The sequence below is a fragment of the Streptomyces niveiscabiei genome (assembly GCF_033794345.1).
Taxonomy (GTDB): domain Bacteria; phylum Actinomycetota; class Actinomycetes; order Streptomycetales; family Streptomycetaceae; genus Streptomyces; species Streptomyces niveiscabiei.
Genome location: NZ_JARAYJ010000049.1, coordinates 1 through 26873, shown reverse-complemented (window position 1 = coordinate 26873; position 26873 = coordinate 1). Strand labels below are relative to the sequence as shown.

The following is a 26873-nucleotide window of genomic DNA, read 5'->3' as shown; positions in this document are numbered from 1 at the left end:
ACCGGCCGGACACACCCCGACCAGCAAGGAGAACGTCATGAGTGTTTCGCTGTCCAAGGGCGGCAACGTCTCGCTGAGCAAGGAGGCGCCGGGTCTGACGGCCGTACGGGTCGCCCTCGGCTGGGACGTCCGCACCACCACGGGCGCCGACTACGACCTCGACGCGAGCGCGCTGCTGTGCGGCGAGAACGGCAGGGTCCTCTCCAACGCGCACTTCGTCTTCTACAACAACCTCAAGAGCCCGGACGGCTCCGTCGAGCACACCGGCGACAACCTGACCGGTGAGGGCGACGGCGACGACGAGGTCATCGACGTGAACCTCGCCGCCGTCCCCGCCGAGGTCGCGAAGATCGTCTTCCCCGTCTCCATCCACGACGCCGCCGCCCGCGCGCAGAGCTTCGGGCAGGTGCGCCACGCCTACATCCGGGTCGTGAACCAGGCGGGCGGGGCCGAGATCGCCCGCTACGACCTCAGCGAGGACGCCGCGTCCGAGACCGCGATGGTCTTCGGCGAGCTGTACCGGCACGGCGCGGAGTGGAAGTTCCGCGCCGTCGGCCAGGGCTACGCGTCCGGGCTGGGCGGGATCGCCCAGGACTTCGGCGTCGACGTCTGAAACCCCCGTCCCTCTCACTTGACCGACTTCGGGAGCTCCCCATGTCCATCACCCTCACCAAAGGCCAGACCATCAGCCTGGCCAAGTCCGACACGACCCCCCTCACCTGCGTACGCATGGGCCTGGGCTGGCAGGCGCGGGCCCGCAAGGGGTTCTTCGGGAAACTGATGGGTCCCGCCGAGATCGACCTCGACGCGTCCGCCGTCCTCTACTCGGGCCGGACCGTCGTGGAGGTCGTCTTCTTCCAGCACCTCGTCTCCACCTTCGGCGCGGTCAAGCACTCCGGCGACAACCGCACGGGCGGGGAGGGGGCCGGGGACGACGAGGCCATCACCGTCGACTTCACGCGGCTGCTGTCCGAGGTGGACCAGATCGTCTTCACCGTCAACTCCTTCACCGGGGTGACCTTCGACGAGGTGGAGGACGCGTACTGCCGCCTTGTCGACGAGAACACCGGCGCGGAACTCGCCCGCTACACCCTCTCCGGCGGGGGCTCCCACACCGCGCAGATCATGGCCAAGGTCTCCCGCACGGACGCCGGCTGGCAGCTGGCCGCCCTCGGCGAACCCGCCTCGGGGGCGACCTTCCAGGACCTCCTGCCCGCCATCGACCGGCATTTGTGACGCAACCGCGCGCACGGTTGGATCGAACGGGGGGTGCGGGGTCGTCGGGCCGGGGCTACCGGCGGTACGCGCCGAACTCGCACCACACCACCTTCCCCGGGTTCCTCCTCTCCGCGCCCCACTTGTCCGCCAGCGCCGCGACGAGCAGCAGGCCCCTGCCGCCGTCCTCCCTCGGCACGGGGACGACCGGCAGCGTGCCGTCCCCGCTGTCGTGCACCTCCACCCTGACGCCGGCGTCTCCGTGCGGGCGCAGGCGCAGGAGGAAGAAGCGGCCCCGGGGGACGCCGTACAGGAGCGCGTTCGTGGTGAGTTCGCTGACGCACAGGAGGACGTCGTCGGGGGGGCCCTCGTGTTCCAGGTGGTCAGCGTGGTGCGGGTGAAGTCGCGGGCGGCGGGGACGGAGCGGCGGGCGCGGGGGTAGAGGCGCTCGCGGGTGGTGGGGAGGTGGGTTTCCACGTTCATGGGACGAGGGTTGCGGGTGGTGGACATCATGTGGCAGTGGCCCGGCTGGTACATCGAGTTTGTACCAGCGCGCGCCAGTGAGAAATGGCGTGTGGATGGGGAGTTGGGCGGCATGGGAGCGAAGAAGCCCCGGCGTAATGCCACGGCACACAAGATGGTTGGCGCGGCGTTGGCCGCGCTCCGGATGAAGTCCGGGTACACGCAGGCGGAGTTGGCGCAGGCGTTCGGGATCAGTCTGGGCAGCCTTACGTCGTATGAGCAAGGGAGGAGGCCGCTTCCGCTGGATACGGCGGAACAACTCGACGACTTTCTGGAGACGGGCGGGGTACTGGGGCGGTTGGTGAAGCATCTGCCCGAGGTGGATCTGATCGCGCTGTGGGCGGACGAGTTCCTCAGGGAGCTGACCAGGGCCCTCTTCATCTCGTGGTTCGAGGTGCATGTGATCCCCGGGTTGCTTCAGACGGACCGGTACGCCCACGCGATATTTCGGTGCCGTCTACCGGCGTTCAGCGAGGAGAAGTTCGCCGAGGCGGTGGCGGATCGCGCCGAGCGACGGGGAATCCTGCACCGGGACGAGCCGCCGATCTCGACCTTCGTGATCTGGGAACCCGCGCTGCGGATGCCGGTCGGGGGACGAGAGGTCTGGCTGGAGCAGCTTCGGTACATCCGTGAGTGCTGCGACCTGACCAACTGCACGATTCAGATCCTGCCGTTGGACCGGCCGGGCCATGCGGGTCTCGATGGACCGTTCGTCCTGCTGGAGACCCCCGACAACGACCGGCTCGCCTACATGGACAGCCAGAAGGGCAACCAACTGATCGCAGATCTGAAAGACATTGCAGTGCTCACCCAGAGGTATGGGATGCTGCGTTCACAGGCCCTCAGCCCCGACGAGACGAGGGCAGAGCTGGACCAAATGCTGGGAGAGCAAGGGCTATGAGCAACACGGCACTTCGGTGGGTCAAGTCGAGCTACAGCAATCCTGACGGTGCCGCCTGCGTCGAGGTTGCCGCCGCCACCTCCGCGATCCACATCCGCGACTCCAAGACCCCCGAAGCGCCGTACCTCACCGTCGAACCCGCCACCTGGACCGCGTTCCTCCAGAGCGCGGCCGGCTGACGGACTTTCGTCTACAGCTTCACCGAGACGTTCCCCACGGTGGCGGTTATGGTCAGCTCGCCGCCGATCGCGTGCAGGTAGGCAGCCATGGTCGAGGTGTCCAGGCTGGCGATGCCCCGCTCGATCTGGCTGACTCTCCCCTGGGTGACTCCCATGGCCGCCGCGACCTGAACCTGCGTGTACCCCTGGGCTTTACGGAGTGTGGCCAGCTCGTGTCCCCGCTCCGCGTCTGCCATCTCCGCCTTGATGGCGTCGATGCGCTCGCGCTTCTCAGGGGTGATGTCAGCCGTCAGGTCGGCCATAGTGCCGAGTTTCATTTGCTCTGCCCCTTCTTCTCGTGCTCCAGTGCTTCAAGATAGGCCGTGTACTTGTCGTCCGCTTCTTTGATCGCTTTCGGGTACCAGGCTGCCCACTGCCGTCCGGTTGCCTTGTTGCCCGCCACCAGGAAGACGGCCCGGCGTTCAGGGTCGAAGACGAACAGCATCCGGATGCTGACGGTCCCGCCACTGCGAGGGCGTAGTTCTCGCATGTTCCGGTAGCGGCTTCTTTCGATCGCGCCGACTGTCGGACGGCGAAGCGCGGGGCCAATCTCCTGGAGCCGCTCCAAGGCTGCTATGACATGGAGGTGGCTGTCCGGGTCTTCCTTGGCCAGCGTCTTGATCCAGTCCAGCACGTCTTCGAAGAACCGCAGCTCGTAAGGTTCGGGCACTCAGGAATATTAGCATGGGCTAATATGTGGGGCAAGGTTGTGAGTACAACGTGCCTTCACGCCTCAGGACTACGGCCGCTGACCGGGCCCTCGGTTTCCCGCCCTCACCCCGTACAAGCCCCGTCCCTCCCCGCCGCACCTCCCTTGGCGCCCCGACCGCCCCCCGTGTGAGTGATGACTCCCGGTGTCCACAACCGCTTTCCTGGAACCCGGCGTGCTCCTCCCCCACTCACAGAGCGAGTGATCGCATGTCCCCCACCCCCGCCTCGGTGATCCGAGGTGTCGGCGCCTGCCTGCCCGAACTCACCGTGACGAACGATGACTTGGTCGGCTCAGGGCTGGACACCTCGGACGACTGGATCAGGACCCGTACGGGTATCGCGACGAGACGCAGGGTCACCCCGGGCACGAGTACGGGTGACCTGGCGACCAGCGCGGCGCGCGAGGCGCTCGCCGGGCTCCCCCCGCCTCAGCTCCTCGTCCTCGCGACCACCACCCCGGACCACCCCTGCCCGGCCACCGCCCCGGAGGTGGCGAGCCGGCTCGGCCTGGGCACGGTCCCCGCCTTCGACCTCGCGGCGGTCTGCTCCGGCTTCGTGTACGCCCTGGCCGCGGCCGACGCCTGGATCCGCGCCGGCATGGCCACATCCGCGCTGGTCGTCGGCGCGGAGACGTACTCCACGATCGTCGACCCCGCCGACCGCAACACGGCGATCCTGTTCGGCGACGGCGCCGGGGCGGTCGTCCTGGGCCTCGGCACCCGCGACGAACCCGGCGCGATCCTCGCCACCGACCTCGGCAGCGACGGCACGGGCGCGGACCACGTGATGATCGAGGCGGGCGGATCGCGTTGGCCGGACCCGGCGCGGCTGGACGGCACGGCCGCGCACACGCTGCGGATGAAGGGCCGCGAGGTGTACGGCCAGGCGGTCCGCCGTATGACGGCCTCGGCGCGGCGGACGCTGGCCCAACTCGACTGGCCGGCCAGCACCGTTGGCGCGTTCGTCGGCCATCAGGCCAACCAGCGCATCCTGGACGCCGTCGCCGACCGCCTCGGCATCGGCGCCGAGCACCGCCACGGCAACATCCGCGACGTCGGCAACACGGCCGCCGCCTCGATCCCCCTGGTCCTCGCGGACGTCGTCCGGCGCCGCGCCGTACCGCCCGGGACCCGCACTCTCCTCACCGCGTTCGGCGGCGGCCTCACCTGGGGCTCCGCCGCGCTGACCTGGCCCGATCCGAAGAAGGAGCCCGCCATGACGACCACCGAACCCACGGTTTCCCCCGTGTACGACCACCTCGTGCACCTCCTGACGACGAAGTTCGAGGCCGACTCCCCCGCGCCCGACGCCACGTTCACCGATCTCGGCCTCGACTCCCTCGCCGTCGTCGAGCTCTTCGTCACCCTCTCCGACCACTGGTCGATCGCCCTGCCGGACACGGAGGCGGACCCCGGGCTGACGGTCGCGGCGACGGCCGCGCTGGTGGAGAAGGCGCGCGATGAACGGAACTGAGGTCGCTGTGACCGGGATCGGGCTGGTGACGCCGGGGGGTACGAGCCGTGGGGCGACGTGGCGCACGGTGCTGGAAGGGCGGCCGACCGCCACGCGGGTGCCACAACTCAAGGGCCTCAACGCCGAGTTCGCGTGCACGATCCCCGATCCGCCCGCGCTGAAGCAGAGTTGGCAGTACGACCGCCACACCCGGTTCGCTCTCGCCGCCGCCGACGAGGCGCTCGCCGACGCGGGACTCGACCCCGGGGACTGGGACGGGGAGCGGGTCGCCGTGGTCGTCGGTACGGCCTTCGGCGGCACCGAGTCCCAACTCGCCCAGCACAAACGCCTGTTGTCCGGCGCCCAGCTCTCCCCGTACCTCGTCCCGATGTTCCTGCCCAACATGGCGGCGGCCCAGGTCGCCCTCCGGGTCGGGGCGCGCGGCCCGGTCTCCGGGGTCTCCACGGCCTGCGCTTCGGGGGCGACGGCGATCGGTACGGCGATGGGGTTGCTGCGGGACGGCGTCTGCGACATCGCCCTCGCCGGGGGCGCCGACGCCGCCGTCCACCCCCTGTGGATCGCCGGGTTCGACAGCATGGGCGCGTTGTCGCGGCGCGGGCGGTCACGGCCCTTCGACGCGGCGCGGGACGGGTTCGTGATGGGGGAGGGGGCCGGGATTCTCGTACTGGAGCGGGGAGTCGACGCCCGGCGGCGGGGGCGGCGGGCGTACGCGGTCCTCGCCGGGTACGGGGCGAGTGGCGACGCGCATCATGCCGTGGCGCCGGACCCGACGGGGAGAGGCGCCGAGCGGGCGGTGCGCGGGGCGTTGGCGGCGGCCTGCGCGGGCGCCTCCGACGTGGACCACGTCAACTCCCATGGCACATCCACCCCGTTGAACGACAAGGCGGAGGCCGCGCTGATCGCCCGCTGCTTTCCGCACGGCCCGTCCGTGACCTCCGCGAAGGGCGCGCTGGGCCATCTCCTGGGCGCGGCGGGGGCGGTGGAGGCGGCACTCACGGCACTGACCCTGTCGTACGGCCAAGTCCCGCCGATCGCCGGGCTGTCGACGCCCGACGCGGCCGGCCTCGACCTCGTCACCACCGCCCGCACCGCCGCCCCGGCGGTCGCCGTCAGCCACTCCTTCGGTTTCGGGGGGCACAACACGGCGCTGGTTCTGCGCAGTTGGGAACACTGATGTCCACGGCACGCGCCGGATACTGGAGTTGGCGCGTGCGGTGGACGCCGTCGGCTTCAACTGCCTGAGTGCGGCGTACGTCGCGGGGGCGGCGACCGGCGCGATCGGGTCCGTACGGGTGCTGCGGCCGTCGGTGGTCGTGAGGCACAGCGAAACCCTGGCGTACCCCGGCCCGTTCGTGGTCCGGCCCGCCCCTATCCCCGCGTGAACCCGCTGCTGCGCTCGACCTTGGCGATATGCAGCGAGTAGCTCTCGTACCACTGCTCCCGGCCCCGCTTCTGCGCGGCCCGATGCTCCTCGTTCGCCGCCCACTCGCCGAGGGCCTCCCCGTCCCGGAAATACCCCACGGTGATCCCGAGCCCGCCCGGCGTCTGCGCGTGGTCCATCCCCAGATAGCCGGGGATGCCCTTCACCAACTCCTCCATCCTGGCGCTGGTTTCGGCGTAACCCTCCTGGTCCTGGGCTCGGATGGTGGTGAACACGGAGACGTAGTACGGGGGTTCGAAGGGAGGGACAGGTGCTTCGGGGTGGTCGCTCATGGCGCCACGGTAGGGCGGGACGGGCCCGGCGATCCACCACTTTCGAGCGGGACGCGTTTCCGCCGGGGTCACGCCACGGGGTACGCCCTCGATACTGGCCCCCATGACCTCCACCTCCGACGACCCCCCGTTCTCCCGGATCAAGGTCCGCGTCGGCGCACTCGTCTTCTGCGGCGACAAGGTCGCCCTGATCCGCCGCGACCGCCCCGACTCCGTCCACTACACGCCGCCCGGCGGGAACGTGGAGGCCGGCGAGGACTTCCGCGAGGCGCTGCGCCGGGAACTGGCCGAGGAACTCGCGCTGGACGTCGACGAGGCGGAGAGCGGCGGCCTCGTCTGGGTGATCGACCAGCGGGTGAGCCGCCCCGGGCCGACGCCGCCGCGCAAGCTGCACCTGATCTACCGGCTCCACATCACGGCGGAGACACAAAGAGGGCTGGCTGAGCGGGAGTTGGATGAGCTGCCCGACGGCACGTACGAGACCGGTGTCGTCGAGTGGGTCGACTACCGTACGACCGCCGACCTGCCGATCTTCCCGCCCATCGGCCCTGCGCTGACTGCCCTGCCGGACCCCCGCGCGGTCGTCGGTGACGCGGGGTTGGAGGCGGTGACGGACGAGAACTACACGTGGGTGGTGTGAGAGACCGCCGAGAAGGAACAGAGCGAAGCCGGTGTCCGGCTGTCAAGGGTTCGTAGACTGCCGCCATGGCATGCCGGATCAGTGAACTCGTCATCGACTGCGCCGACCCCGAGCGGCTCGCCGCCTTCTGGGGGGACGTCCTCGGGTACGTCGAGGTGGGGCGCGAGGAGGACGGGAGCATCGAGATCGGGCCGCCCGGGGTGGGGTTCGGGGGGCCGCAGCCGACCGTCGTACTCAGTCCGAGCGGGGACGCCCGGCCCGTGAAACTCCGTCTTCATATCGACGTGAGTCCCACGGACCGGGATCAAGAGGCCGAACTGGAGCGGCTGCTGGCGCTCGGGGCGCGGCACGCGGAGATCGGGCAGACCGGGGAGGAGAACTGGTATCCGCTGGTCGATCCCGAGGGGAACGAGTTCTGCCTGCTGCGGCGGCGGGTGCCGGTGGTCTAGCGGGCGGGGCCCGCGTCACGGGTTCTCGTGGTACCAGACCTGGTAGTTGCCGCCGTTGCAGCCCAGCGTATAGATCTGGCCCTGGTAGTTCGCGTCCAGGCAGCGGCCCGTGGCCTTGTTGACGATGCGGTAGGCGCGGACGTTGCGCTGCTCCCAGTCGCTCCAGCGGGTGCCGAGCTCGTCGACGCGCCAGCGCTGGTAGTCGCCGCCGTTGCAGCCGAGGCCGTAGACGCTGCCGGCGGCGTTGCTGTCGAGGCACTTCCAGACGGCGTCGTTCTGGACGATCTCGTAGTAGCCGCCCTCCTTCAGGTTGAAGGCGAAGTTGTGCGGGGGGGATGGAGATCCGGTCCTGGGTCTCCGCCGAGCCGTCGTGCAGGAACACCCACTGGCCGGTCTGGAAGTTCTCCAGCTCGTGCCAGCCCGAAGGGGCGGCGGACGCCGGGGTGTTGGAGAGGGCGAGCGCGGTGGCGCCCAGGGCGGTGAGGAAGGCTGTGCGCCAGGTGCGGGGCGTCATGGGGTGGCTCCTGTGCTCGAAGGGTGGTGTGAAGAGGGGAGGGGTGCTCATTCGCCGCCCGAGAAACACCAGTAGTCCGCCGTGCGCGACGTCGCGATGATCGTGGTCGAGTTCGGGATGCTGTAGAGCCAGTTCCCGGTCTGGCGGTTCTTCGCGAGGATGTACTGGCCCGAGGTCTGGTAGTCCCAGTTCTGGTAGTTGCCGCCGTTGCACTCCAGCCAGTACACGTTTCCGTTGGCGTTGCTGTCGAGGCACTGGTTCGCGTACGCCCGCTTGATCTGGGAGCCGACGCGGGCCCACAGCTGGGTGAGGTCACCGGAGCGGCAGGCCTGGCCGGAGACGGAGCCGTTGGGCGCCGCGGTGATGCAGTAGCCGGTGGTGGAGCTGCGGATCCAGGTGTTGCCCGCGGCACTCGCGGTGGGGGCGAACAGGGCCGCGTTGCCGATGGACAGAACAATCGCCGCACCCGCGACCAGGGACGTCCTCGTGAATGTCATGGACGGTGATCGTGCCAGCGTCGGCTGCTCGCCGGGGGCCGGGCTGGCGCGCGGGGCTTAAGTACAGGGAAAGCGGACGCGAACAGGGCGTCCAGCGCGGGGAGCCGGCGAACTCCGACCCACTACCCTGAAGCCCCCGGTACGACCCCCGTCATCCTCGTGGAGAACTTGCTGAAGTTCGTCGTCTTGCCGAAGCCCAGGGAGTGGGCGATGGCGGAGACGGGCTGTTCGGTGTACTCCTTGGTCAGCGCGGTGAGGGAGAGGTCGGGGGCAGGGCGGGCGACCTGTCGGCGCCAGGGCGCGAGGAGGCTCTCCGAGCCGGGGAACGGGGGCGGGAAGGCGGGCGTGAAGCGCAGGTGCGTGCCCTTCAGCTTGCCGCGCGGGCCGAAGCGCTGGACCTGGCCGGGGCGGACCCGGAGCAGGGTGCCGGGGACGCGGTCGTACGGCACGAAGTCGACCGTGTGCTCGCCCCGGCCCCCCGCCGGGCCCTTCGATCCGCGCCCGCCCCCCTTTCCTTACGCCCCCGACTTCGCCACCGGGATCCACAGTGCCGCGTCCGCCTCCGTGCCCGCCTCCCGCAGTGCGACCCGCAGGATCTCCGGCCCCGGCCGGCTCTCGTACGGGTTCGACGGGAACCACTGGGTGAACACGTCACGCCACAGGTACTGCAACGCCAGCGGGAACTCCCCGGAGTTCTCGAAGACCGCCCAGGTCCCGGCGGGGACCGTGAGGACGTCCAGGTCTTCGGGGATCTTCCGGCCCGGGGACGTCAACACGCCGTGGTAGTAGTCGAGTTCGGTGCCCTCCGCCCGGCTCGGGTCGAGCTGGTCGCTGACGCCCACGACGCCGTGGGGCTCCTCGTCGGACAACTCCCCGATGCGGGCCATGGTCTCCGCGCCGATCCCCCGGATGAAGTCGGCGATGGCCGGGTTGACGCCCTCGTGCACGAGCGGCACCCGCGCCTTCCTGCCCACCACACGGAACTCCCCCTTCTCCACGATCCGGTATCGCATGCTGCTGCTCCCTTCGACGACGAGCCGGAAGGACAGCCGGGGCTGGGAGCACAGCGCCGCACCCGTACGCCGGGCCTCGCCCGGGCCCACGCCGTGCAGGGCACGGAACGCCCGCGCGAAGGCTTCGCCCGAGCCGTAGCCGTACGTCGTCGCGATGTCGAGGAGCGTCCGCTCGCCCGAGAGGACCTCCGCGCCGGCCAGCGTGAGCCGCCTGCGCCGGATGTACTCCGACAGGGGCATGCCCGCGAGGGCCGAGAACAGGCGGCGCAGGTGGTACTCGGAGGTCATGGCGATCCTCGCGAGGTCGGCGGCGTCGAGGTCCTGGTCGAGGCGGGCCTCGATGTGGTCCATCGCCCGGTTGAGGTGCTCCAGCATGTCCGGTGTCCTTCCTGGTGACGGGTCCACGGTAGGAAGGGGACAGGGCGCCGGACCCGACATTCCGTGCCCGGTCAGGTCAGCTCCAGCTTGGGCTCGTCGGTCCAGTTCAGGATCAGGTCCACGACCGGCGCCGACACCAGCACGATCAGCGGCGGGCTCAGCCACCACGGCATACCGGTCCAGGCCCCGACGATCCCCACGACGCCCGATACGGCACCCACGCTCAGGGCGAGGCGGCGCGTGTACGGCGGCGGCAGGAAACGGGCGTGCTTGCGGGGGCGTACGAGACGGACCGCGCCGAGGGCGAGAAGGAACCCGGCGAGGAGGGCGGCGTACGTGCCGAGCGCCGCCTGCGGCTGGGGTTCGTCGCGGGGCTCGTCCGAGGTGTGCTGGCGGACCTCGCCCTTCGCGATCCCGACGAGCCGGTCCCGCCAGGTCGTCCCGGTGAACGCGTCGCCCTCGCGCAGCTCGTCCGCGAGGGGGCCGCTGTCGCCGAAGGAGGTGCGGTACGTCCAGAGCGGCGCCTCGGTCGCCGTCGCCGTCAGCTGCCGGCCGCTTCTGAGGTGCCGCTTGACCTCGTCGACCTGCATGGGGACGTCCCGCAGGCAGTCCTCCCCCGCCCGGAGCGGGCCGTCGCACACGCCCGTCACGCGGTACGCGTCGTACTCCTCGGCCGTCGCCGGCATCCACACCGCGAACACCACCCAGGCGACGGCCGCAGGCACCCCCGCCAGCAGGACGAGGAGGGCTCCCCTCCCCCGGGCACGCCCCGCGCTGAACTCCCTCTCGACCTTGCCCCAGGCCGTTCCGGTCACCGGCATGCGTACCCGCCCTCCTCGTCCCGCCCCATCATCGGCGGCGGGGGCGGGCGGGGGTGAGGTGAGGGGTCGGCAGTGTGCGCGGGCTGCGGGCTGCCGGGGGTCGGCAGTTTTCTGCAAGGGAATGCTGCATCAAGTTGCAGCGAAAGTCATTGCGCTCCCACAGATCCCTCTGGAAATATTCACGACGTCAGCAGCCGAAGTCGGAATTCGCGGTAGGGGGGAAGCGTGGACTACTCGATACTGGTGCCCTTTCTGCCGCGCCGGACGGAACAGGTTCTGCCTTTCGCGGCACTCGTGGAATGGACCGGGGCCGCGCGGCTCTGGCAGGGGCAGAGCCTGTTGATGGAGCCTTTTCAGAGTTTCTCGGCGGTTGCCGGTGCCGGGTTCCGGGTGCCTACGGGGCTCGGGGTGACCCTGATGCCGCTGCGGCATCCCTTCGAGGCCGCGCACAAGGTGAAGACCTTGGCGATGGCGACCGGCGAGGAGGTCGTGGCGGGGTTCGGGCCGGGCGCGAAGACGTTTCAGCAGAGCCTGCTCGGCGCCCCGTACCGCAGCCAGCTCGGGGCGGTCCGCGAGTACATGACCGTGGTCAGGGGGCTGCTCAGCGGGGAACCGGTCGACTTCGACGGCGAGTTCTACACCTGCCACGCGGGAATGGGCCCGGCGATGTCCGCGCCCGTACGCCTCGGGCTCGGCGTGCTGCGCCCCGGCATGGCCCGCCTCGCGGGCGAGGTCGCGGACGTGGCGATCACCTGGCTGACGCCCGCCGCCTACCTCGACGGCGTCGTCCGCCCCGCGCTGCGGGAGGGGGCGAGCCTGGCCGGCCGGACCGCGCCACGGATCACCGCGATGGTGCCGGTGGCGCTGGAAAGGCCCGACCGGGACGTCTCCGAATTCGTGCTGGCGAGCAATTCAGCGCATATGCAGGCGCCGCACTACATCGACATGCTCGGAAAAGCGGGAATCGACTTCGCCGAACGCGATGCGAAATCGGCGGGGCGGCTCATGGCGGATTCCGGGGCGTTCGTCCACGGGAATATCGACCAGGTCGTGAAGCAGTTGGACGAATATCGGGACGCCGGGGTCGATGAAATCGTGCTGAACCTGACGGGCGTGTGCCGGCTCTACGGGGCCGGTGCCGCGATGGACGACATGAAGAAGATCCTGGCCGCCGTCGGCGCGGATCGGAGGGACTCCGGTGAATGAGGAACTGATCGCCCGGGTGGGGCACCATCTGCGGTCCTGGGTCACCGGGCGCCCGCTGGGCGGCGACGCCGCCACCGTCGTCCTCGAAGACGCGGCCGGTCTGGACGCGCTGCTCGGCTCCGACGTCGTCGGCCCGGGGACGCTGGTCCTCGCACCGGGGGCGGAGCACAGCGGCGGTGCCACGATCGTCGGGTACGAGGGCTCACTGAGCGGCTCCGAGGGCGACGCGTCGATCGACGACGTGCTGTTCCTCCAGATCCAGGACTACGGCGTCAGCCCGTACATGTCGCTGCTCGGGACGACGCTCGTGCGGATGTCCGGCGACACGGACTTCGAGCTGTTCCTCGCGGACGCCGACGCGGCGCGGGCCGAGGGGCGGTTCGCCTCCTTCGCGGTCAGCCCCGCCGTGCAGCTCGCGGACGTCGCGGCGCTGGGCGCGCGGGTGCCCGGCGACGGGCCGGGGACCAGGCTCTACGTGGGCCGCGACGGCGGGGTCTCGGTGTCTCCGCAGGGGCTGCGGCTGGGGACCGTCGGGGACTCGGCGGCGGCCCTGCGGGCGGAGTGGGAGCGGCTGGACGCGGCGAGCGCGGTGCCGGGCGCGGTGCCGCTGGGCGCGGCCGTACCGGAGTCGCTGCGGGGGCCTGCCGTGCACGAACGGCCTTGGCTCGCACGCTACTTGGCGGTGCTCGACGTCCTGCGCGACCTCCAGACGCGCGGCGTCACCGAGCCCAGGGTCTCAGGGTTCGGCCACCGGCTCGTACCTGAACTCACCGATTTCCAAGGGGCGTTGGACGCGGACGACCCCGATGCGCCGATCCTGTGCTGGACGCCGGAGCTGGCGTACGTCAGGGTGCCGGGCCGGACCTTCCAGCTCGGGCGCCGGGCCGCCGAGATCGCGGAACTGGTGCTGGTGCTCGGTCCCGCCGGCGCGGTGGCGCACCACCCGGAGCGGGCCGAGGTCGAACGGGTCCTCGCCTTCTTCGCCGACAAGGGGATCCCCGTGCCGGAGGTGGCCGCATGACGACCACCGCAGTCGCGGCGCTCCCCGGCCTCGCCGGAGAGATCCTCGCCGCCTACGGCGACCGGGCCGACGTCCACGACCTCTACGACCCCGCAGGCGCCCCCGTCTACCACGACCTCGCCGCCGCCGACACCACCGAGATCAGGGAGTTGACGCGGTCCGTCCGTGCCGTCCCCGGCACGGTGCTCGAACTCGCCGCCGGTTCCGGCCGGTTGACGCTCCCCCTGCTCGCGCTGGGCCGCGAGGTCACCGCGCTGGAGCTGAAGGAGAGCATGGTGGACCTCCTCAGGGAGCGGCTCGCGGAGGCCCCGGCCGGCCTCGGGGCGCGCTGCACGGTGGTCCAGGGAGACATGTCCGCCTTCGACCTGGGCGCCCGGTTCGCCGTGGTCGTCCTCGGCACCACGTCCATCTCCCTCCTCGACGCCGACGGCAGGGCCGGGCTCTACGCGGCCGTACGCGCCCACCTCGAACCCGGCGGCAGGTTCCTGTTCTCGACCGTCGACGTGCGCGACGACGGCGAGGACCTGGACCTGGAGGCCACGGGTGCCAGCGGCCGGCGTTACCGGATGATCGAGCACTGGCGTGCGGGCCAGGAGGTCCGCGAGGTGACCATCCTGGCGCCCGAGCGGGAGATCCCCACGACGGGACCGGTACCGGTGTTCACCACCGCGATCCGGGTCCTGCCCCCCGACGACCTCGCGCGGGAGCTGGCGGCGGCGGGTCTGCGCGTCGTCGCGCGGCACCCCCTGCCCGCCGCGTCCGCCCGCCACACCGGCGTACTCCTGGAAGCGGAGGCCGCGTGATGCTCTGGCCCTCCCTGCTCGAACCCCGTCTGCACGGCGCGGACGACCTGTGCGCCGTCTCGGCGTCCGGCGTCCGCATCCGCTTCCTGGACGGACGCGAACTGCTCGACGGCTCCAGCGGCCTGTGGAACGCGAACCTCGGCTACGGCAACGAGGCCATCGCGCAGGCGTGCGCCGACGCCCTGCGCGACGCCTCCTACCTGTCGGTGTTCCGGTACGAGAACGTCTACGCCAGGCGCGCCGCGCGGGCACTCGTCGAGGCGGCGGGCGCCGACCACTACGGCCGGGTCGTCTTCTCGACCTCCGGCGGCGCCGCGAACGACCTCGTGATGAAGCTGGCCCGGCACCACCACGCCCTGCGCGGGGACGGCGCCCGCAAGCTCGTCGTCGGCCTGCGGGACAGCTACCACGGCCTGACGTTCGGCGGGTTCGCGCTCACCGGCGAGAACCTCGGCCAGTCCGTGTACGGCGTCGACCAGCGGCTCGTCCGCCATGTCGCCCCCAACTCCATCGAGGAAATCACCCAGTTGGCGGCCCAGCAGGGCGGCCGGATCGCGGCGGTCGTCGTGGAGCCGGTGCTCGGCAGCGGGGCGGTGGCCCTCACCCCGGAGTACGTGGCGACGCTGCTCGAACTCCGGGACCGGTACGGCTTCCTCCTGGTCGCCGACGAGGTCGCCACCGGCTTCGGCCGCACCGGGGACTTCTTCGCCTCCCAGCGCTGGCCCGCCCCGCCGGATCTGCTCATCACCTCGAAGGGCCTGACCAACGGCACGCAGGCGGCGGCGGCCGTCCTGCTGCCCAGCGCGCTCGCCGAACCCTTCGACGCGGCCGGAGACGTCTTCGTGCACGGCGAGACGCAGGCCGGAACGCCCGTCACCTGCGCGGCGATCCTGGCCACGGTCGAGGAGATGCGCCGGCTCGACGCGGTCGCCTCCGCGCGGCGGCTGTCGGCGGTGCTGGACGAGAAGCTCGCGGAGCTGGTCGCCGCCGAGCCGCTGGTCTCGGGGACGACGGGGATCGGCTGCTTCCGGTCGATCCGGCTGCGGACGCCCGGCGGGGAGCCGTTGCCGCAGGGGGAGGTGCCGGGGGTCGTCGCCGCGATCCGCGCGGCGGGCGCGATCGTGCACCCGAGCGTGAACGGCGTACAGATCCTGCCCGCGCTCGTCTACACCGACGACGAGGTCACCGAACTGCTGGACTGCGTACGGGCCGGAGTGGCCGCGCACGCCCGCCAGGCCGAGGCGGTCTGAGTGGACACCGTGTGGAACCTCAGCCCCCGGCGCCCCACCCAGGTCGTGCACGGCATCGGCGGACTGGCCAAGTGGCTCAGCCACCAAGAGGCCAAGTGGCTCAGCCACTCGAAGGCCCGGACCCTGACCCTCCTCGCCGACCCCGCCGTAGCCGACTCGGAGACGGTCGACCGGATCACCGCCTGCGCCCGCTGGGCGGACCGGACGGTCGAGCGGTACGTCCCCGAAGGCCCCGGCACGCTGGAGAGCGTGACGGAGCTGGCGCACCGGCTGCGGACCAGCGAACTCGTCGTGGCCGTCGGCGGCGGCACCCTCCTCGACCAGGCCAAGCTCGCGGCGCTGATGAGCGCGGCCCCCGTCGTACGGGACCGGCTGGCGGCGCGCGGCCGGAGCGGTCTGGTGCTGCTCCCGGCGGACGCCGAGCCCGCCGTACCCGTCGTCACCGTGCCGACCACCGTCGGCACCGGCAGCGAACTCAGCGGCGGTGCCTGTCTCGCCGGGCCGCAGGGCAAGCGGCTGGTGCTCGGGGGCGGGCTCCAGCCGGACGTGGCGGTGCTCGACCCGGTCGCCACCCGGACGCTGCCCGTGGAACTGCTCGCCGAGGGCGTCTTCGAGGTGTTCTTCCGGGTCGCCGGGATGTACGTCGGGGACCCGCGGGACCTGCCCACGGAGGACGCGTTCACGCTGACGCTGCTGCGGCGGATGACCGAGCTGGGCGCCGAGCTGGCGTCGGTCCGGCGGGCCGGTCTCGAAGCCGGGGACGCGCTGCGGCTGGAGATCGCCAAGCTCAGCGGCGTCAGCCACGGGCCCTGGTTCAACGCCGGCCGCGACCCGGCCGCCTGCAAGGGCTGGTACCTCGCCAACGAGCTGTCCACCGGGCTCGGCCTGCGCAAGATGACGGCCGCAGCCGCCGTACTGCCGCCCCTGTGGCGGCGGATCGCGGAGGGCGACGTCCCCTGGGGTTCGGCGCCCCGGCTGCACCGCCTCTGGCAGGCCGTCGCCTCGGCCCACCGCCCGGCGCTGCCCGCCGACCCGGTCGAGGGCATCGAGGCCCTGCTCGACGCCTGGCTGATCGGCCGGGACGTCGAGGCGAGCGAGGAGCGGACGGAGCTGATCGCCCGGTCCACGCTGCGCGCGTGGGGGGACGGGCTGCCCACGCTGGGCGCGCTCACCCTCACCGACGTACGGCGAGTGCTGACCGGAGCCGTCCGGCAGCCGCACACCACAGACTTCCGCCGGTAAAAGCCCGCGGACGACCCGAAACACCAAGGGAGGGGGAAACACCATGCAGACCGTGGACAACACCACGTCCGCGCCCCTGGAGCTGGCTCTCCAGGAGCTGGACCAGCAGCTCGACATGCGGGAGCTGGAGGCGCTCGACGCCCCGGACTTCAGCTGGAGCGCGGCGCTCAGCGCCGTCGGCGGCCTGAGCGCGGGGGGCGTCATCTCGTACGTCTCCATCGTCACGCTCGCCACCTGAGCCGGCTGAGTGGCTGAGCCACTGAGCCAGTGAGCCACCGAACCACTGAGCCACCGAACCGCAACGCCCGGAAGGAGGTGAAAGAAATGAAGGAGAACACGAACCCCGCTCTGGAGCTGGCCATGCAGGAACTGGCCATGGAGGAGCTGGAGGGCATGGAGGCCCCCGACTGGTGGGACAGCTTCCTCGCCAGCGCCGCCATCTCGGCCGGCGTCAGCACCGCCTACAGCACCATCGCCGTCACCTCGGTCATCGCGACCTGAGCCTGAACGGACACCGCCCTGTTCCGGAGGCCGGCCATTGGCCTCCGGAGCAGGGCCGCTGCGAACGAATATACGTGCGGCCCCGAGCCGCAGGGGAGGACATGGCGTGACCGACGCCATCGACATCACAGGACTCACGAAACGCTACGGCGACCTCACCGCCGTCGAGGACGTGACCTTCACCGTCCGTTCGGGCCGGGTGGTGGGCCTCCTCGGACGCAACGGGGCCGGCAAGACCACGACCCTGCGGATGCTGCTGGGGCTCGCCCGCCCCACCGCGGGCACCGCCACCATCTTCGGCCACCCCTACGCCCAACTGCCGCGCGCCGCGCACCGCGTGGGCGTCAGCATCGACGGCATCGGCCCCTCCGCCGCCGCCTCGGGCCGCGCCGACCTGCGGATCTGGGCGAAGACCATCGGCCTGCCCCGCACCCGCGTCGACGACGTCCTCGAACAGGTCGGACTCGCCTCCGACGCCCACCGCAAGGTCCGCGACTACTCGCAGGGCATGCGGCAGCGCCACGCGCTGGCCACCGCGCTCCTCGCCGACCCCGAGCTGCTCATCCTCGACGAGCCCGCCAACGGCCTCGACCCCGACGGCATCCGCTGGCTGCGCGAACTCCTGCGCTCCCTCGCGGCCGAGGGGCGCACGGTGCTGGTCTCCAGCCACATCCTCGCGGAGGTCGAGCAGATGGCCGACGACATCGTCATCGTCCAGAAGACCCTGCGCTACAGCGGCAGCACCGCCGAGCTGACCCGTGACGGCGAACTCAGCCTGGAGAGCCGCTTCTTCGACCTCGCCGGTCCCGCTGGTCCCGTTGCGAAGGAGGACGTCCGTGCGTGACCTGATCGCAGCCGAGTGGCGCAAGATCTGGACCGGGCGCGCCTGGTGGGGAGTCGCCGCGTTCATCGTCCTCATGTGTGTGATGGCCGACGCCGGGTTCGTCCAGCAGGACGACGCGAAGAGCGGCGCCAACGGGGACATCACCTCCACGCTCGTCCAGGGCTGGTTCATGGTCGAGCTCGCCGCCGCCGTGATCGCGATGCTCGCGGTGACGCGGGAGTTCGGGAACGGCGCGATCAGCCGGTCGGTGCTGCTGGGCGGGGGCCGGGCGCGCGTGCTGACGGCGAAGCTGGTCGCCGTCACCGGCTGCGGCGCGGTGTTCGCGCTGGCCGCCGGGGCGCTGGCCGCCGTCAGCCCGTGGCTGTTCCTCGCCGGGCGCGAGCGGGGGCCCGAGTGGACGGCGACCACGACGTGGACGCTGCTCGGGGTGATGCTGACCATCGTGGTCGGCGCGGTGTGGGGGGCGCTGCTCGGGCTGCTGATCCGGCAGCAGGTCGCCGCGATCATCGTCCTGCTGGTGAGTACCTGGCTGGTCGGCGAGGGGCTGCTGCGGCTGGTCCCGTCGGTCGGGCGGCTGACCATCGACGAGGCCATGGCGTCCGTGTACCGGGGCGGCAACGAGAACCTGCTGCCGATCCCGTGGGCCCTGCTGGTGCTCGCGCTGTGGATCGGGGCGGGCACGATCGCGGCCCGCGCCCTGTTCCTGCGCCGGGACCTGCCGTGAGAACGGCGCTGAAGGAGACCGGCGCCGGCGAGGGCCGTCGCCGGGGCTTCAAGCGCGTACCCGGCAAGCGGGCCCAGGACGAGGCACCCCCGGCCCTCCTCCCCGAGCGCCCCCGCCTCGCCCCCGACGTCCGGGTCCACGAACCCGTCGAGGAGGGCGCCCCCTGGCTCGTCCAGTCCGGTTCCCAGCGCTACCTGCGGGTCGCCGAGGGCATGGCGAGGCTGCTGACGCTGGCCGACGGCACCCGTGACGCCGGGGACATCGCGCGGGAGCTGGGCTGGTCGGTGGAGCTGGTCCGCGAGGGCCTGACGCGGGCCCAGCGCGGGCGGCTCCTCGACGACCCGGCGAACGAGCCGCGCCGGGAGCGCCGGATCACCTTCGTGCCGCCGCTCACGATCCAGTTCACCGTGGTCCGCCCGGAACGCATGCTGAACGTGTTCCGCCCGCTCACCGCCCGCCTCGCGCACCGGAGTTGGGGGATCGTCGCGGCGCTCCTCGCCGGGTCGGGGCTGCTGGCCCTCGCCGTCCAGGCGCGGACGACGGTCGCCGCCCTGTCCGAGCCGGTCTCCTGGCCCGCGCTGCTCGCGCTGCTCGTCGTCACGTACTGCGGCACGATGCTGCACGAGCTGTCCCACGGCCTGGTCCTGAGCCACTACGGCGGCCGGCCGAGCCGGATGGGCTTCATGCTCTTCTACCTGACCCCGGCGTTCTTCTGCGACGTCTCGGACGGCTGGCGGCTGCCGAGGAACCGGCAGCGCGTCCGCGTCGCCCTCGCCGGGATCGCCACGCAGTGCCTCATCGCCGGGCTCGCGGGCGTGGGTTCGGTCGCCGTGGCGCTCGCCGGGGGCCCTGCGGGGCTGCGCGACTTCCTGCTCCTGCTGACCGTCACCAACTACGTCTCCGGCCTCTTCAACGCGATCCCGTTCGTCAAGCTCGACGGCTACCTCGCGCTGATGAGCCACCTCGACGTCTCCCACCTGCGCGACCGCTCCATCACCGACGCCCGCCGCCTCGTCGCGCGGCTGCTGTTCGGCGGCCGGTACGAGCGCGCGCTGCCCGGCGTCGACTGGGCGCCGCTGTTCGGGCTGGCCTGCATGCTGTTCCCGCTGTACGTCGTCAGCATGGCGTTCAGCCTCTGGGGCTCGGTCCTGGAGAGCGCGGGCATGGTGGGCGCCGTCCTCGTCTCGATCGCCCTCGGCTATCTGTCGCTGCGCGTGTACGTCGGTGTTCTCAAGCTGCTCGCGGAGGCGCGGACGGCGGGGTCGGCGGCCTGGCGCCGGGTCACCGTCTCCCTCGCGGCGGCCGGTGTCGTCGCGGCGGCGCTGCTCGGCATCTCCGTGCCGTACACCGTGACCGGCGGTTTCGTCGTCGAGGCGCGGGGCCGGACGGTCCTCGTGGCGACCGGGACGACCGACCGGGACGCGATCTCGCCCGGCGCGCAGGTGCGGCTGACGAGCGGCGGCGTCGTCCTCCAGAAGGAACTCGGTACGGGGACGGTCGCGTCCGGCGGGTTCGTCGGACTGTCGGTGCCGTTCTCGGCGTTCGTGCCGGTGACCGGGCTCGACTCGCTGAACGTGCCGGTCCACGGCGTGGTCCTCGACGGGGCGCGGCTCGCGCCCGGGACCACCGGGCAGGCCGTGGTGGACGCGGGGCAGCGGAGCCTCGGCGACTGGCTGTACCTGAAGTATGTGGCGCCGTTCTGGCGTTGACGCTGCCCCCTGAACTCCCGTACTCCTGAAAGCGGTTGAACCTGACATGGACGCGTATCGGCGTGTGATGTTCCTGGCGCCGGGAACCCCCTTCTTCGACCGGACCGAGGCCGACGCCTCCGACCCGGACGACGACTTCCTCGCACTCCACGCGTCCGAGCCGCCCGCCGACTGGTCCTGCCACACCGGCACGGACTGGACGATGCTCACCCCGCACGGGTACCAACTCCCGGCGCAGGGCTGGAAAGTCCACGTCTCGGCGACCTCCGAGAACGCGCGGACCGTCCTCGACCGGTCCTGGGCGTGGCTCGTCGAGCAGCGCATGGCGTTCAAGTTCATCCGCAGCCGGCAGGTGCTGCTGCGCCGCAACGGCAAGTACGGCGACCGGGGCGCCAGCGGCAAGTTCATCACCGTCTACCCCGAGGACGAGACCCGACTCGCCTCCGTCCTAGCCGAGTTGGGCGACCTCCTCGACGGTGAGCGCGGCCCGTACATCCTCAGCGACCTCCGCTGGCGGTCCGGCCCCCTCTACGTCCGCTACGGCGGGTTCGTCGCGCGCGTGATGAAGACGGCGAAGGGCGACACCGTCCCCTGCATCGAGGACCCGGACGGCAACCTCGTCCCCGACGTACGCGGCCCCTCCTTCCGGCCCCCCGAGTGGGTGACCATCCCCGACTGCCTCGCCCCGGCCCTGGAGGCGCGCAACGCGGGCACGCTGCACGACTTCCCGTACCGCCCCGAACGCGCCCTGCACTTCTCCAACGGGGGCGGCGTGTACCGGGGGACCGACACGCGCACGGGTGAGCCGGTGCTCCTGCGGGAGGCCCGCCCCCTCGCCGGGATCGACACGCACGGGGAGGACGCCGTCGCCCGCCTCCAGCGCGAGCGCGACTGCCTGGAGCGCCTCGCCGGGCTGCCCTGGGTCCCCCGCCTGATCGAGGCCCGGGTCGGACACGAACACCACTTCCTGGTCCGGGAGTTCGTCGAGGGCGAGACCCTCGCGATCCGGACGACCCGCGACAACCCGGCGTCCCCGTCCGCCGACCCGGCCCGGACGGCGGAGTACACCCGCTGGGCCGTCGACGTCCTCGACCAGATCGACCAGGGCGTCCAGGCCATGCACGCCCGGGGTGTCGTCTTCGGCGACCTCCACCCCGGCAACATCATGGTCCGCCCCGACGACTCCATCGCCTTCATCGACCTCGAAACGGCGACGACCGACCTCACGTCCCGCCAGATCCACGCGGCCCCCGGCTTCGCAGCCCCGCCCACCCACCGGGGCCCGTCCATCGACCGCTACGCCCTGGGCTGCCTGCGGATAGCCCTGTTCCTCCCCCTGACCAGCCTGCTCGCCTGGGGCCCCGAGAAACTGGACCACCTGATCGAGCTGATCGAGACGCGGTACCCGGTGCCGGCGGACTTCGGCGCGAAGGTACGGGCGGACCTGGGCGCGGGCGTCCAGGACCAGGACGTGACCCCTGTGGAGAGGCCCACGTCCTCGGTCGCTTCCGGCATCCTCGCCACCGCCACCCCCGCCCGCGAGGACCGCCTCTACCCCGGCGACACCTCGCAGTTCCTCCTCCCGGAGGGCGGGACCTGTCTCGCCTACGGGGCCGCCGGGGTCCTCTGGGCCCTCTCCGAGACCGGTACCGAGGTGCCCGCCGCGCACGTGGACTGGCTGGCGGAGGCCGCGCGGCGGACCGTCCACCCGGCCCCCGGCCTCTACACCGGCACCTCCGGTGTCGCCTGTGTCCTCCAGCACCTCGGGCGGACCGACTCCGCCGCCGCGCTTCTGGAGGGCGTGGGGGAGCCCGTCAACGACACGCTGCTCGACGGCCGGGCCGGACTCGGGCTCGCCCAGCTGTACTTCGCGCGCGCCACCGGCGACGACGCCGCGCTCAAGCAGGCCACCCTGCACGCCGAGCGCCTGGTCGAGAGCGCGGCGGACCGTCCGCCCCGGCGGGGCGAGGCGGGGCTGCTGCGCGGCCGGGCCGGTACCGCGCTGCTCCTGCTGCGCCTGCACGCCCTCACCCCCGACACCGCGCTCCTCGACGCCGCCCACGACCTCCTGGACGCCGACCTGCGCGCCCTCGGCTGGACGGACGACGGCTGGACGCCCGGCTCGGCCGGCACGCGGCCCACGTTCGCGGCGGGGAGCGGCGGTACGGCCCTGGTCCTCAAGGAGTACCTCGGCCAACGCCCCGACCCCCAGTACGAGTCGGCCTGCGACACCGTCCTGCGCTCGGCCCTGGACTGCGTACCCCACACCGTGGGCCTCTTCCACGGCTTCGCGGGCGTCCTGCTGGCGGCGACCCGGCTGGGCGGCCCCACGGACGCGCGTCACCTCCGCCTGTACGAGGTCCCGCACGAGGGCGCCCCCGCCTTCCTCGGCCTGGAGAACGTCCGCCTGACGACGGACCTGGCGACCGGCGCGGCAGGCGTCCTGCTGGCCCGCAACACCTCGACTCCCCTGGCGTTCCTGTGACTCCGCTCGTGTCGGTGATCTGCCCGACGTACAACAGGTCGCGGAAGATCACCGAGACCATCGACTCGGTCCGCGCCCAGACCGTCCAGGACTGGGAGCTGCTCGTCGTCTCGGACGGCTCCGACGACGACACGGACGACCACGTACGGGACGCGGCGCGCGCCGACCCTCGCGTGAAGCTCCACCGCCTCGACCGCACCGGCCACCCCAGCGCCCCGCGCAACGCCGGACTCGCCCTCGCCCAGGGCGAGTTCATCGCCTACCTCGACCACGACGACCTCTGGCGCCCCCGCCACCTCGACGTCCTGCTCGAACTGCTGCGCACGGGCGCGGACTTCGCGGTGACGGGCTGCACGTACCACGACGCGGCCGGCGCCGAAGCCGCCGAGTTCGCCCCGCTGTCCGCCTTCTGGCACCCCCAACTCCAGCTCCTGGGCCCGATGTTCGAGCCGTCGCGGGCGGGCCACCGGCGCGGTGTCGTGGAGGGCGTCGGCGGCTGGCGGGGCGGCGCGGGCCTGGAGGACTGGGACCTGTGGCTGCGGGTCGCCGACGCGGGCCACAGCTTCCGTACGGTCGTCGAGCCGACGGCGGCCCTGCTGATGGACGGCGCCACCCGCAGGAACCGCATGGCGCGCCCGCACCGGCTGCCGCTGGCGGTCGTCGACGACGCGCGCAGGGCCCACGCCCTGCTGGGCGAACTCCGCTCCGGCCGGTACGACGAGGCGTTCCGCGCGGCCGTGTTCGCGGACACGCGGGAGTGGTACCGGCGGATGGACGAGTCGGGCGAGCTGGTGAAACCCCGTGACTGGGCCGGGGACTTGGACGAGGAGATCCGGCGCGTGGTCTCGGGCGAGGTGCGCCTCTTCGACGAACTGGTGCTGGTGCCGTCGGCGGGCCGGTACGCCATCGCCCGCAACCTCCTGTGCTCACGGGCCGAACACGCCCGCCGGGCGGCCGAGTTGGTGCCCTCGGTCCAGCCGAGGGTGCTGCGGCTGGTGAGGGACCTGGCCGAGGGCGTGCCCGGCGGACGGGCGGGCCTGCCGGATGCCGGTGGGCGGGCCGGCGTATCGCATTCCGCCGCGCCCGCCCCCCGGCCCCGGTCAGATGAGGCCCAGCTCCTTCGCCCGTAGCGCCGCCTGGAAGCGGGTCGCCGCCTGGAGGTGCTTCAGCAGCTCGGCGACCCGGCCCCGGTAGGTGCGGACGGAGATGCCGAGTTCGCGTGCGCCGACCTCGTCCTTGTCGGCGCGCGCCATGGCCTGGAGGACCTTGAGGTGCGTGCCGTCCAGCAGGACGGGGTCGAGGAGCGTCGACGCGTCCACCGCCTTCGACCAGCACAGGTCGAAGAACGACAGGAGGACGCCGGCCAGCGGCCCCTGCTCGACGAGCGCGCGGCCGGGTGCGGTGTCGTCGGGTGCGGTGCCTGGTGCGGTGTCGCCGTCCGCCTGGACGAGGGCGGTCTCCCGGTCGGCGATCAGCACGCGCTGGAACTCGCCGTCGAGGAGCCGGACCTGCGCGCCGTGCCGGATCAGCTCGGCGAAGAGCGCGGACGCGGCCTCGTCCGCCAGGGCCCGTCTCTGGGCCAGCACCTTCACGGTCACCCCGCGCCGCAGGCAGGCCAGGCCGGCGCGGCGCGCGGCGAGGATCGCCTCCGGTGTGAGGGTGCGCTCCGGCTGCATCGTCAGGATCTCGCGCCGGGCCCGGGCCGTGAGGTCCACGGCCCAGTCGCAGACGCTCCGGTCGTCCTGGCGCAACTCCCCGGCGGGGTGCCGCAGAAGCGACTGCCGGATCAGGGAGTAGCCGAACGACAGGATCTCCTGCTGTTCCGCCTGGAGCTTCTGGAGCCGCTCGTCCAGCAGCCGTCCGACGCTCTCGATGTCCTCGCCGGTCTGAGGCAAGGGTGTTGGGTGTACGAAAACACTCACGACTGTTTCCCCCGTGGTCGAGTCGAGTGGTGGTGCGGGTGGATGGGAGCCTGTGTCACATCCCGTGCGCCGATCCGACCGGGGACGCGACACAGGCTCTTACTGCGGGTCGGTCACAGCGCGGCCGTGGCGATGACCGCCGTGAGCGCGCCGATCGTCGTCCGGATCGCGTCGCCCAGTTCGGCGGCCTGGCCCTGCTCCTCGGTGAGCGCGGTCAGCCGCTCGTCGAAGCCCTGCGGGAGGACGGCCGTGAGCCCCGAGTGGCGCAGGACGGCGAGCAGGACGGCCGTACGCTCGTCCGGCTCCTGCCCCTCCGCGAGGACGGCGGTCAACCGCCCGCGCAGCGCGACGAGTTCGGACGGGTCGGTGACCGGGTGCTTCACCGAGCCGAACGCGCCGAGGACGCGCCGCCCCTGCTCCTGCACGATGCCCTTCTCCAGGAGCCCCTGGTAGGCGGCGTCGAGCGCGGGCTCGCGCACGGCCAGCAGCCACTCCCGGGGCGTCTCCTCGGGGTGCGCGCGCCGGTGCTCGTCCATGAGGCCGGCCGCCGCGCTCCGCGGCTCGGGCAGTTCCAGTTCCAGCAGGGCCGCCGCCGAGGCCGCGAGGGACACCCGCAGCGGGGCCTCCCGCAGGTCGCCGGTCTTCTCGTCGAGCGCGAGCAGCACGATCTGCTCGCCGGTGGTCAGATTCGTGGTCATTGAATCCCCCGGATTTTCACAGAGAGGTGAACAAAAGGAGTCGGAGGGGGTACCTCCGTGATGCCGTGCGCTCCTGCGGACGCGCAGGAGGAGGCGGGGCTGAAGAGGCCCTCACGGACGGGGCCTTCGAGGGCCGTCCGGGTTACGTGTGAATCGTGTAAGTGGTACGGATCGTGTGATTGTTCTGTACATTTCAATCCCCCTTGCGTGCATGACGCCAGGACAGGATCGCTGCGGCGCCATCGAGCGGAGAACTGGTCTTCCCCGGCGGCGGGGTGCGACCCCGACGGCCGCCCCGACCGGCCCGTCCAGGCACTTGTCGAGGTGCTCGTGCGCCAGACTAAGCACGGGACTTCGCCACGATCAATGCAGAGTTTGGTGAGAAACGCCATGATCGAGACTCGGCCCTGAAGAACGGAACTGACGTTGGAAACCTCACGGGGAACCATGATCGGCCTGTACTGGATCGAGGAGGCCCGCGTCTGCCTGGGCGCGCCCCCGGCGGAGGGATACACGGGCGTGTTCCTCTCCCCCACGGAACTCTCGATCACCGGCCCGGCCCCCCACGTCATCCCCTGGCCGTCCATAACGGACATCCAGATCGAGCACATCCCCATCCGCTCCGCCCCCGCCCGCTGGGCGCTGCGCGCCGCGTCGGTCGCGGCGGCGGCCCTGGACGTCTGGACCCCGGCCGACCCCCCGGACCTGACGGTCCTGATCCACACCCCCGACCACACCATCGAAACCACGGCCCCCTCGGCCGCGGCCACCGCCTACACCCAACGCGAGGTCGACCTCTCCCTCGCCCTCCTCTCCCACTTCGTCCGCGGCACGGCCTCCCCGGCGACCCTCACCGACTGGTGGACGACCACCCACCCCACGGAAACCCTCCACTCCCGCGACCGCGAAGCCGTCCTGGAACAGTGGACGGCGCCGCTGCTCTGACGCCCGTCAGGGCAGGAGGCTCCCGAGGTCGAGGTCCAGCGGGAAGGGCACGGCGGCCTTGAGCCGGTCCCGGTAGATGCCCGTAGCGACGTACGCGCTGGTCATGGTGTCGAGCTCGTACACATGCACAACCGGCGCCCCGCCCTCGTCCTCCACCCGCCAGAAGTGCGGGATCTTGGCCTGGGCGTACTTGATGGGCTTGAGGGAACGGTCCCGGGCCGCCGACTCCTCGGACACGACCTCGACGACCAGGACGACGTCCTCGGGGGCGTACCAGGTGCGGTCGGGGTCGTACGCGGCGGTGGTGACCAGGACGTCCGGCTCGAAGCGGCTCCTCCTGTCGAGCCGCGCGGTCATCTCCCCCGTTACCTTCTAGACGGCCTCGATCATGAGGCTCCCGGCCTTCTGGCCCGGCATGACTTTTGCCCCCTGTCGACCATGACCCGGGGGGTGGTGTC

Annotated in this window: 32 protein-coding genes and 2 pseudogenes; 22 read left to right on the top strand and 12 right to left on the bottom strand. The window is 71.8% G+C overall.

Going from position 1 to position 26873, the window contains the following annotated elements:
• Positions 1-37: 37 nt before the first annotated feature.
• Both PV682_RS39270 and PV682_RS39265 read left to right on the top strand, forming a co-directional pair.
• Positions 38-613 (top strand): TerD family protein, encoded by a 576-nt coding sequence (locus tag PV682_RS39270; protein ID WP_319737041.1) that lies wholly within the window; start codon positions 38-40, stop codon positions 611-613.
• 41 nt (positions 614-654) lie between these two features.
• Positions 655-1236, top strand: a complete 582-nt coding sequence (locus tag PV682_RS39265; RefSeq protein ID WP_319737038.1) for a TerD family protein — start codon at positions 655-657, stop codon at positions 1234-1236.
• 55 nt (positions 1237-1291) lie between these two features.
• Here the strand turns inward: PV682_RS39265 and PV682_RS39260 are convergent.
• Positions 1292-1698, bottom strand: a pseudogene (locus PV682_RS39260) (ATP-binding protein).
• 16 nt (positions 1699-1714) lie between these two features.
• Between PV682_RS39260 and PV682_RS39255 the strand changes: the two are divergent.
• Together PV682_RS39255 and PV682_RS39250 are read left to right on the top strand one after the other, a co-directional pair.
• Positions 1715-2638, top strand: a complete 924-nt coding sequence (locus tag PV682_RS39255; RefSeq protein ID WP_319737036.1) for a helix-turn-helix domain-containing protein — start codon at positions 1715-1717, stop codon at positions 2636-2638.
• Entirely contained in the window at positions 2635-2817 is a 183-nt protein-coding gene (locus tag PV682_RS39250) for a DUF397 domain-containing protein (protein ID WP_319737035.1), read from the top strand. Before PV682_RS39255 ends, PV682_RS39250 begins: the two co-directional genes overlap by 4 nt.
• 11 nt (positions 2818-2828) lie before the next feature.
• Here PV682_RS39250 and PV682_RS39245 read toward each other — a convergent pair whose 3' ends face one another.
• A complete protein-coding gene (locus tag PV682_RS39245; RefSeq protein ID WP_319737032.1) occupies positions 2829-3119 on the bottom strand; it encodes a helix-turn-helix domain-containing protein in 291 nt (96 codons plus the stop codon).
• Positions 3120-3130: 11 nt separating this feature from the next.
• Positions 3131-3526: a type II toxin-antitoxin system RelE/ParE family toxin gene (locus PV682_RS39240; protein ID WP_319737030.1), complete on the bottom strand. Its 396-nt coding sequence runs from the start codon at positions 3524-3526 to the stop codon at positions 3131-3133.
• A 248-nt stretch (positions 3527-3774) separates the two neighbouring features.
• Between PV682_RS39240 and PV682_RS39235 the strand changes: the two genes are divergently transcribed.
• From PV682_RS39235 to PV682_RS39225, 3 genes are read left to right on the top strand one after another with little or no spacing between them, the layout of a single operon-like run.
• Positions 3775-5040 carry a beta-ketoacyl-ACP synthase 3 gene (locus tag PV682_RS39235; protein WP_319737027.1) on the top strand — a complete coding sequence of 422 codons (1266 nt, stop codon included), beginning with the start codon at positions 3775-3777 and terminating at the stop codon, positions 5038-5040.
• Positions 5027-6214: a beta-ketoacyl-[acyl-carrier-protein] synthase family protein gene (locus PV682_RS39230; RefSeq protein ID WP_319737025.1), complete on the top strand. Its 1188-nt coding sequence runs from the start codon at positions 5027-5029 to the stop codon at positions 6212-6214. The genes PV682_RS39235 and PV682_RS39230 overlap by 14 nt, the downstream gene beginning before the upstream one ends.
• Before the next feature lie 28 nt (positions 6215-6242).
• Positions 6243-6422: a hypothetical protein gene (locus PV682_RS39225; protein ID WP_319737023.1), complete on the top strand. Its 180-nt coding sequence runs from the start codon at positions 6243-6245 to the stop codon at positions 6420-6422.
• Here PV682_RS39225 and PV682_RS39220 read toward each other — a convergent pair.
• Complete coding sequence (locus PV682_RS39220; RefSeq protein WP_319737022.1) at positions 6409-6753, bottom strand: antibiotic biosynthesis monooxygenase family protein; 345 nt, start codon at positions 6751-6753, stop codon at positions 6409-6411. The genes PV682_RS39225 and PV682_RS39220 overlap by 14 nt on opposite strands.
• Positions 6754-6856: 103 nt before the next feature.
• Between PV682_RS39220 and PV682_RS39215 the strand changes: the two genes are divergently transcribed.
• Together PV682_RS39215 and PV682_RS39210 are read left to right on the top strand one after the other, a co-directional pair.
• On the top strand, positions 6857-7393 hold the full coding sequence (locus PV682_RS39215; protein ID WP_319737018.1) for an NUDIX domain-containing protein: 537 nt from the start codon (positions 6857-6859) through the stop codon (positions 7391-7393).
• Positions 7394-7458: 65 nt separating this feature from the next.
• The gene (locus tag PV682_RS39210; protein ID WP_319737017.1) at positions 7459-7842 is read left to right on the top strand and encodes a VOC family protein; all 384 of its coding nucleotides are present in this window, start codon (positions 7459-7461) and stop codon (positions 7840-7842) included.
• A gap of 15 nt (positions 7843-7857) precedes the next feature.
• Here the strand turns inward: PV682_RS39210 and PV682_RS44475 are convergent, their stop codons facing one another.
• From PV682_RS44475 to PV682_RS39190, 5 genes are all read right to left on the bottom strand, one after another.
• Entirely contained in the window at positions 7858-8151 is a 294-nt protein-coding gene (locus PV682_RS44475; RefSeq protein WP_407705819.1) for an RICIN domain-containing protein, read from the bottom strand.
• A 252-nt stretch (positions 8152-8403) separates the two neighbouring features.
• Positions 8404-8853, bottom strand: a complete 450-nt coding sequence (locus tag PV682_RS39205) for an RICIN domain-containing protein (RefSeq protein WP_319737016.1) — start codon at positions 8851-8853, stop codon at positions 8404-8406.
• Positions 8854-8975: 122 nt separating this feature from the next.
• The gene (locus PV682_RS39200) at positions 8976-9302 is read right to left on the bottom strand and encodes a hypothetical protein (protein WP_319737014.1); all 327 of its coding nucleotides are present in this window, start codon (positions 9300-9302) and stop codon (positions 8976-8978) included.
• 66 nt (positions 9303-9368) lie between these two features.
• Positions 9369-10241, bottom strand: a complete 873-nt coding sequence (locus PV682_RS39195; RefSeq protein WP_319737013.1) for an AraC family transcriptional regulator — start codon at positions 10239-10241, stop codon at positions 9369-9371.
• A 74-nt stretch (positions 10242-10315) separates the two neighbouring features.
• Entirely contained in the window at positions 10316-11065 is a 750-nt protein-coding gene (locus PV682_RS39190; RefSeq protein ID WP_319737011.1) for a hypothetical protein, read from the bottom strand.
• 225 nt (positions 11066-11290) lie between these two features.
• Between PV682_RS39190 and PV682_RS39185 the strand changes: the two genes are divergently transcribed.
• The 12 genes from PV682_RS39185 (at position 11291) to PV682_RS39130 (ending at position 23980) form a co-directional block, all read left to right on the top strand.
• On the top strand, positions 11291-12271 hold the full coding sequence (locus PV682_RS39185; protein ID WP_319737008.1) for an LLM class flavin-dependent oxidoreductase: 981 nt from the start codon (positions 11291-11293) through the stop codon (positions 12269-12271).
• On the top strand, positions 12264-13292 hold the full coding sequence (gene mpaB, locus PV682_RS39180) for a daptide biosynthesis RiPP recognition protein (protein WP_319737006.1): 1029 nt from the start codon (positions 12264-12266) through the stop codon (positions 13290-13292). The genes PV682_RS39185 and mpaB overlap by 8 nt, the downstream gene beginning before the upstream one ends.
• The gene (gene mpaM / locus PV682_RS39175; protein WP_319737004.1) at positions 13289-14095 is read left to right on the top strand and encodes a daptide-type RiPP biosynthesis methyltransferase; all 807 of its coding nucleotides are present in this window, start codon (positions 13289-13291) and stop codon (positions 14093-14095) included. Before mpaB ends, mpaM begins: the two co-directional genes overlap by 4 nt.
• The gene (mpaD, locus tag PV682_RS39170; protein WP_319737001.1) at positions 14095-15345 is read left to right on the top strand and encodes a daptide-type RiPP biosynthesis aminotransferase; all 1251 of its coding nucleotides are present in this window, start codon (positions 14095-14097) and stop codon (positions 15343-15345) included. The genes mpaM and mpaD overlap by 1 nt, the downstream gene beginning before the upstream one ends.
• A complete protein-coding gene (gene mpaC, locus PV682_RS39165; RefSeq protein ID WP_319736999.1) occupies positions 15346-16587 on the top strand; it encodes a daptide-type RiPP biosynthesis dehydogenase in 1242 nt (413 codons plus the stop codon).
• A 43-nt stretch (positions 16588-16630) separates the two neighbouring features.
• Positions 16631-16825, top strand: coding sequence for a daptide-type RiPP (locus PV682_RS39160; protein WP_319736996.1), 195 nt, complete (start codon positions 16631-16633; stop codon positions 16823-16825).
• A gap of 86 nt (positions 16826-16911) precedes the next feature.
• Complete coding sequence (locus PV682_RS39155; RefSeq protein ID WP_159052161.1) at positions 16912-17088, top strand: hypothetical protein; 177 nt, start codon at positions 16912-16914, stop codon at positions 17086-17088.
• A gap of 106 nt (positions 17089-17194) precedes the next feature.
• Positions 17195-17932, top strand: coding sequence for an ABC transporter ATP-binding protein (locus PV682_RS39150; RefSeq protein WP_319736994.1), 738 nt, complete (start codon positions 17195-17197; stop codon positions 17930-17932).
• Positions 17925-18656 (top strand): ABC transporter permease, encoded by a 732-nt coding sequence (locus PV682_RS39145; RefSeq protein ID WP_319736993.1) that lies wholly within the window; start codon positions 17925-17927, stop codon positions 18654-18656. The genes PV682_RS39150 and PV682_RS39145 overlap by 8 nt, the downstream gene beginning before the upstream one ends.
• On the top strand, positions 18653-20365 hold the full coding sequence (mpaP, locus tag PV682_RS39140) for a daptide biosynthesis intramembrane metalloprotease (protein ID WP_319736991.1): 1713 nt from the start codon (positions 18653-18655) through the stop codon (positions 20363-20365). The genes PV682_RS39145 and mpaP overlap by 4 nt, the downstream gene beginning before the upstream one ends.
• 46 nt (positions 20366-20411) lie before the next feature.
• The gene (gene lanKC, locus PV682_RS39135) at positions 20412-22850 is read left to right on the top strand and encodes a class III lanthionine synthetase LanKC (protein WP_319736989.1); all 2439 of its coding nucleotides are present in this window, start codon (positions 20412-20414) and stop codon (positions 22848-22850) included.
• Positions 22847-23980: a glycosyltransferase family 2 protein gene (locus tag PV682_RS39130; protein ID WP_319736988.1), complete on the top strand. Its 1134-nt coding sequence runs from the start codon at positions 22847-22849 to the stop codon at positions 23978-23980. The genes lanKC and PV682_RS39130 overlap by 4 nt, the downstream gene beginning before the upstream one ends.
• Here PV682_RS39130 and PV682_RS39125 read toward each other — a convergent pair.
• Together PV682_RS39125 and PV682_RS39120 are read right to left on the bottom strand one after the other, a co-directional pair.
• Positions 23951-24745, bottom strand: coding sequence for a hypothetical protein (locus PV682_RS39125; RefSeq protein WP_319736987.1), 795 nt, complete (start codon positions 24743-24745; stop codon positions 23951-23953). The genes PV682_RS39130 and PV682_RS39125 overlap by 30 nt on opposite strands.
• Positions 24746-24885: 140 nt before the next feature.
• The gene (locus PV682_RS39120) at positions 24886-25470 is read right to left on the bottom strand and encodes a GOLPH3/VPS74 family protein (RefSeq protein WP_319736985.1); all 585 of its coding nucleotides are present in this window, start codon (positions 25468-25470) and stop codon (positions 24886-24888) included.
• A 447-nt stretch (positions 25471-25917) separates the two neighbouring features.
• On the opposite strand from PV682_RS39120, the gene PV682_RS39115 reads away from it, so the two are divergent.
• On the top strand, positions 25918-26415 hold the full coding sequence (locus tag PV682_RS39115; RefSeq protein ID WP_319736984.1) for a hypothetical protein: 498 nt from the start codon (positions 25918-25920) through the stop codon (positions 26413-26415).
• Positions 26416-26421: 6 nt separating this feature from the next.
• Here PV682_RS39115 and PV682_RS39110 read toward each other — a convergent pair.
• A pseudogene (locus PV682_RS39110) lies at positions 26422-26787 on the bottom strand (Uma2 family endonuclease); the annotation flags it as partial.
• Positions 26788-26873: the final 86 nt, after the last annotated feature.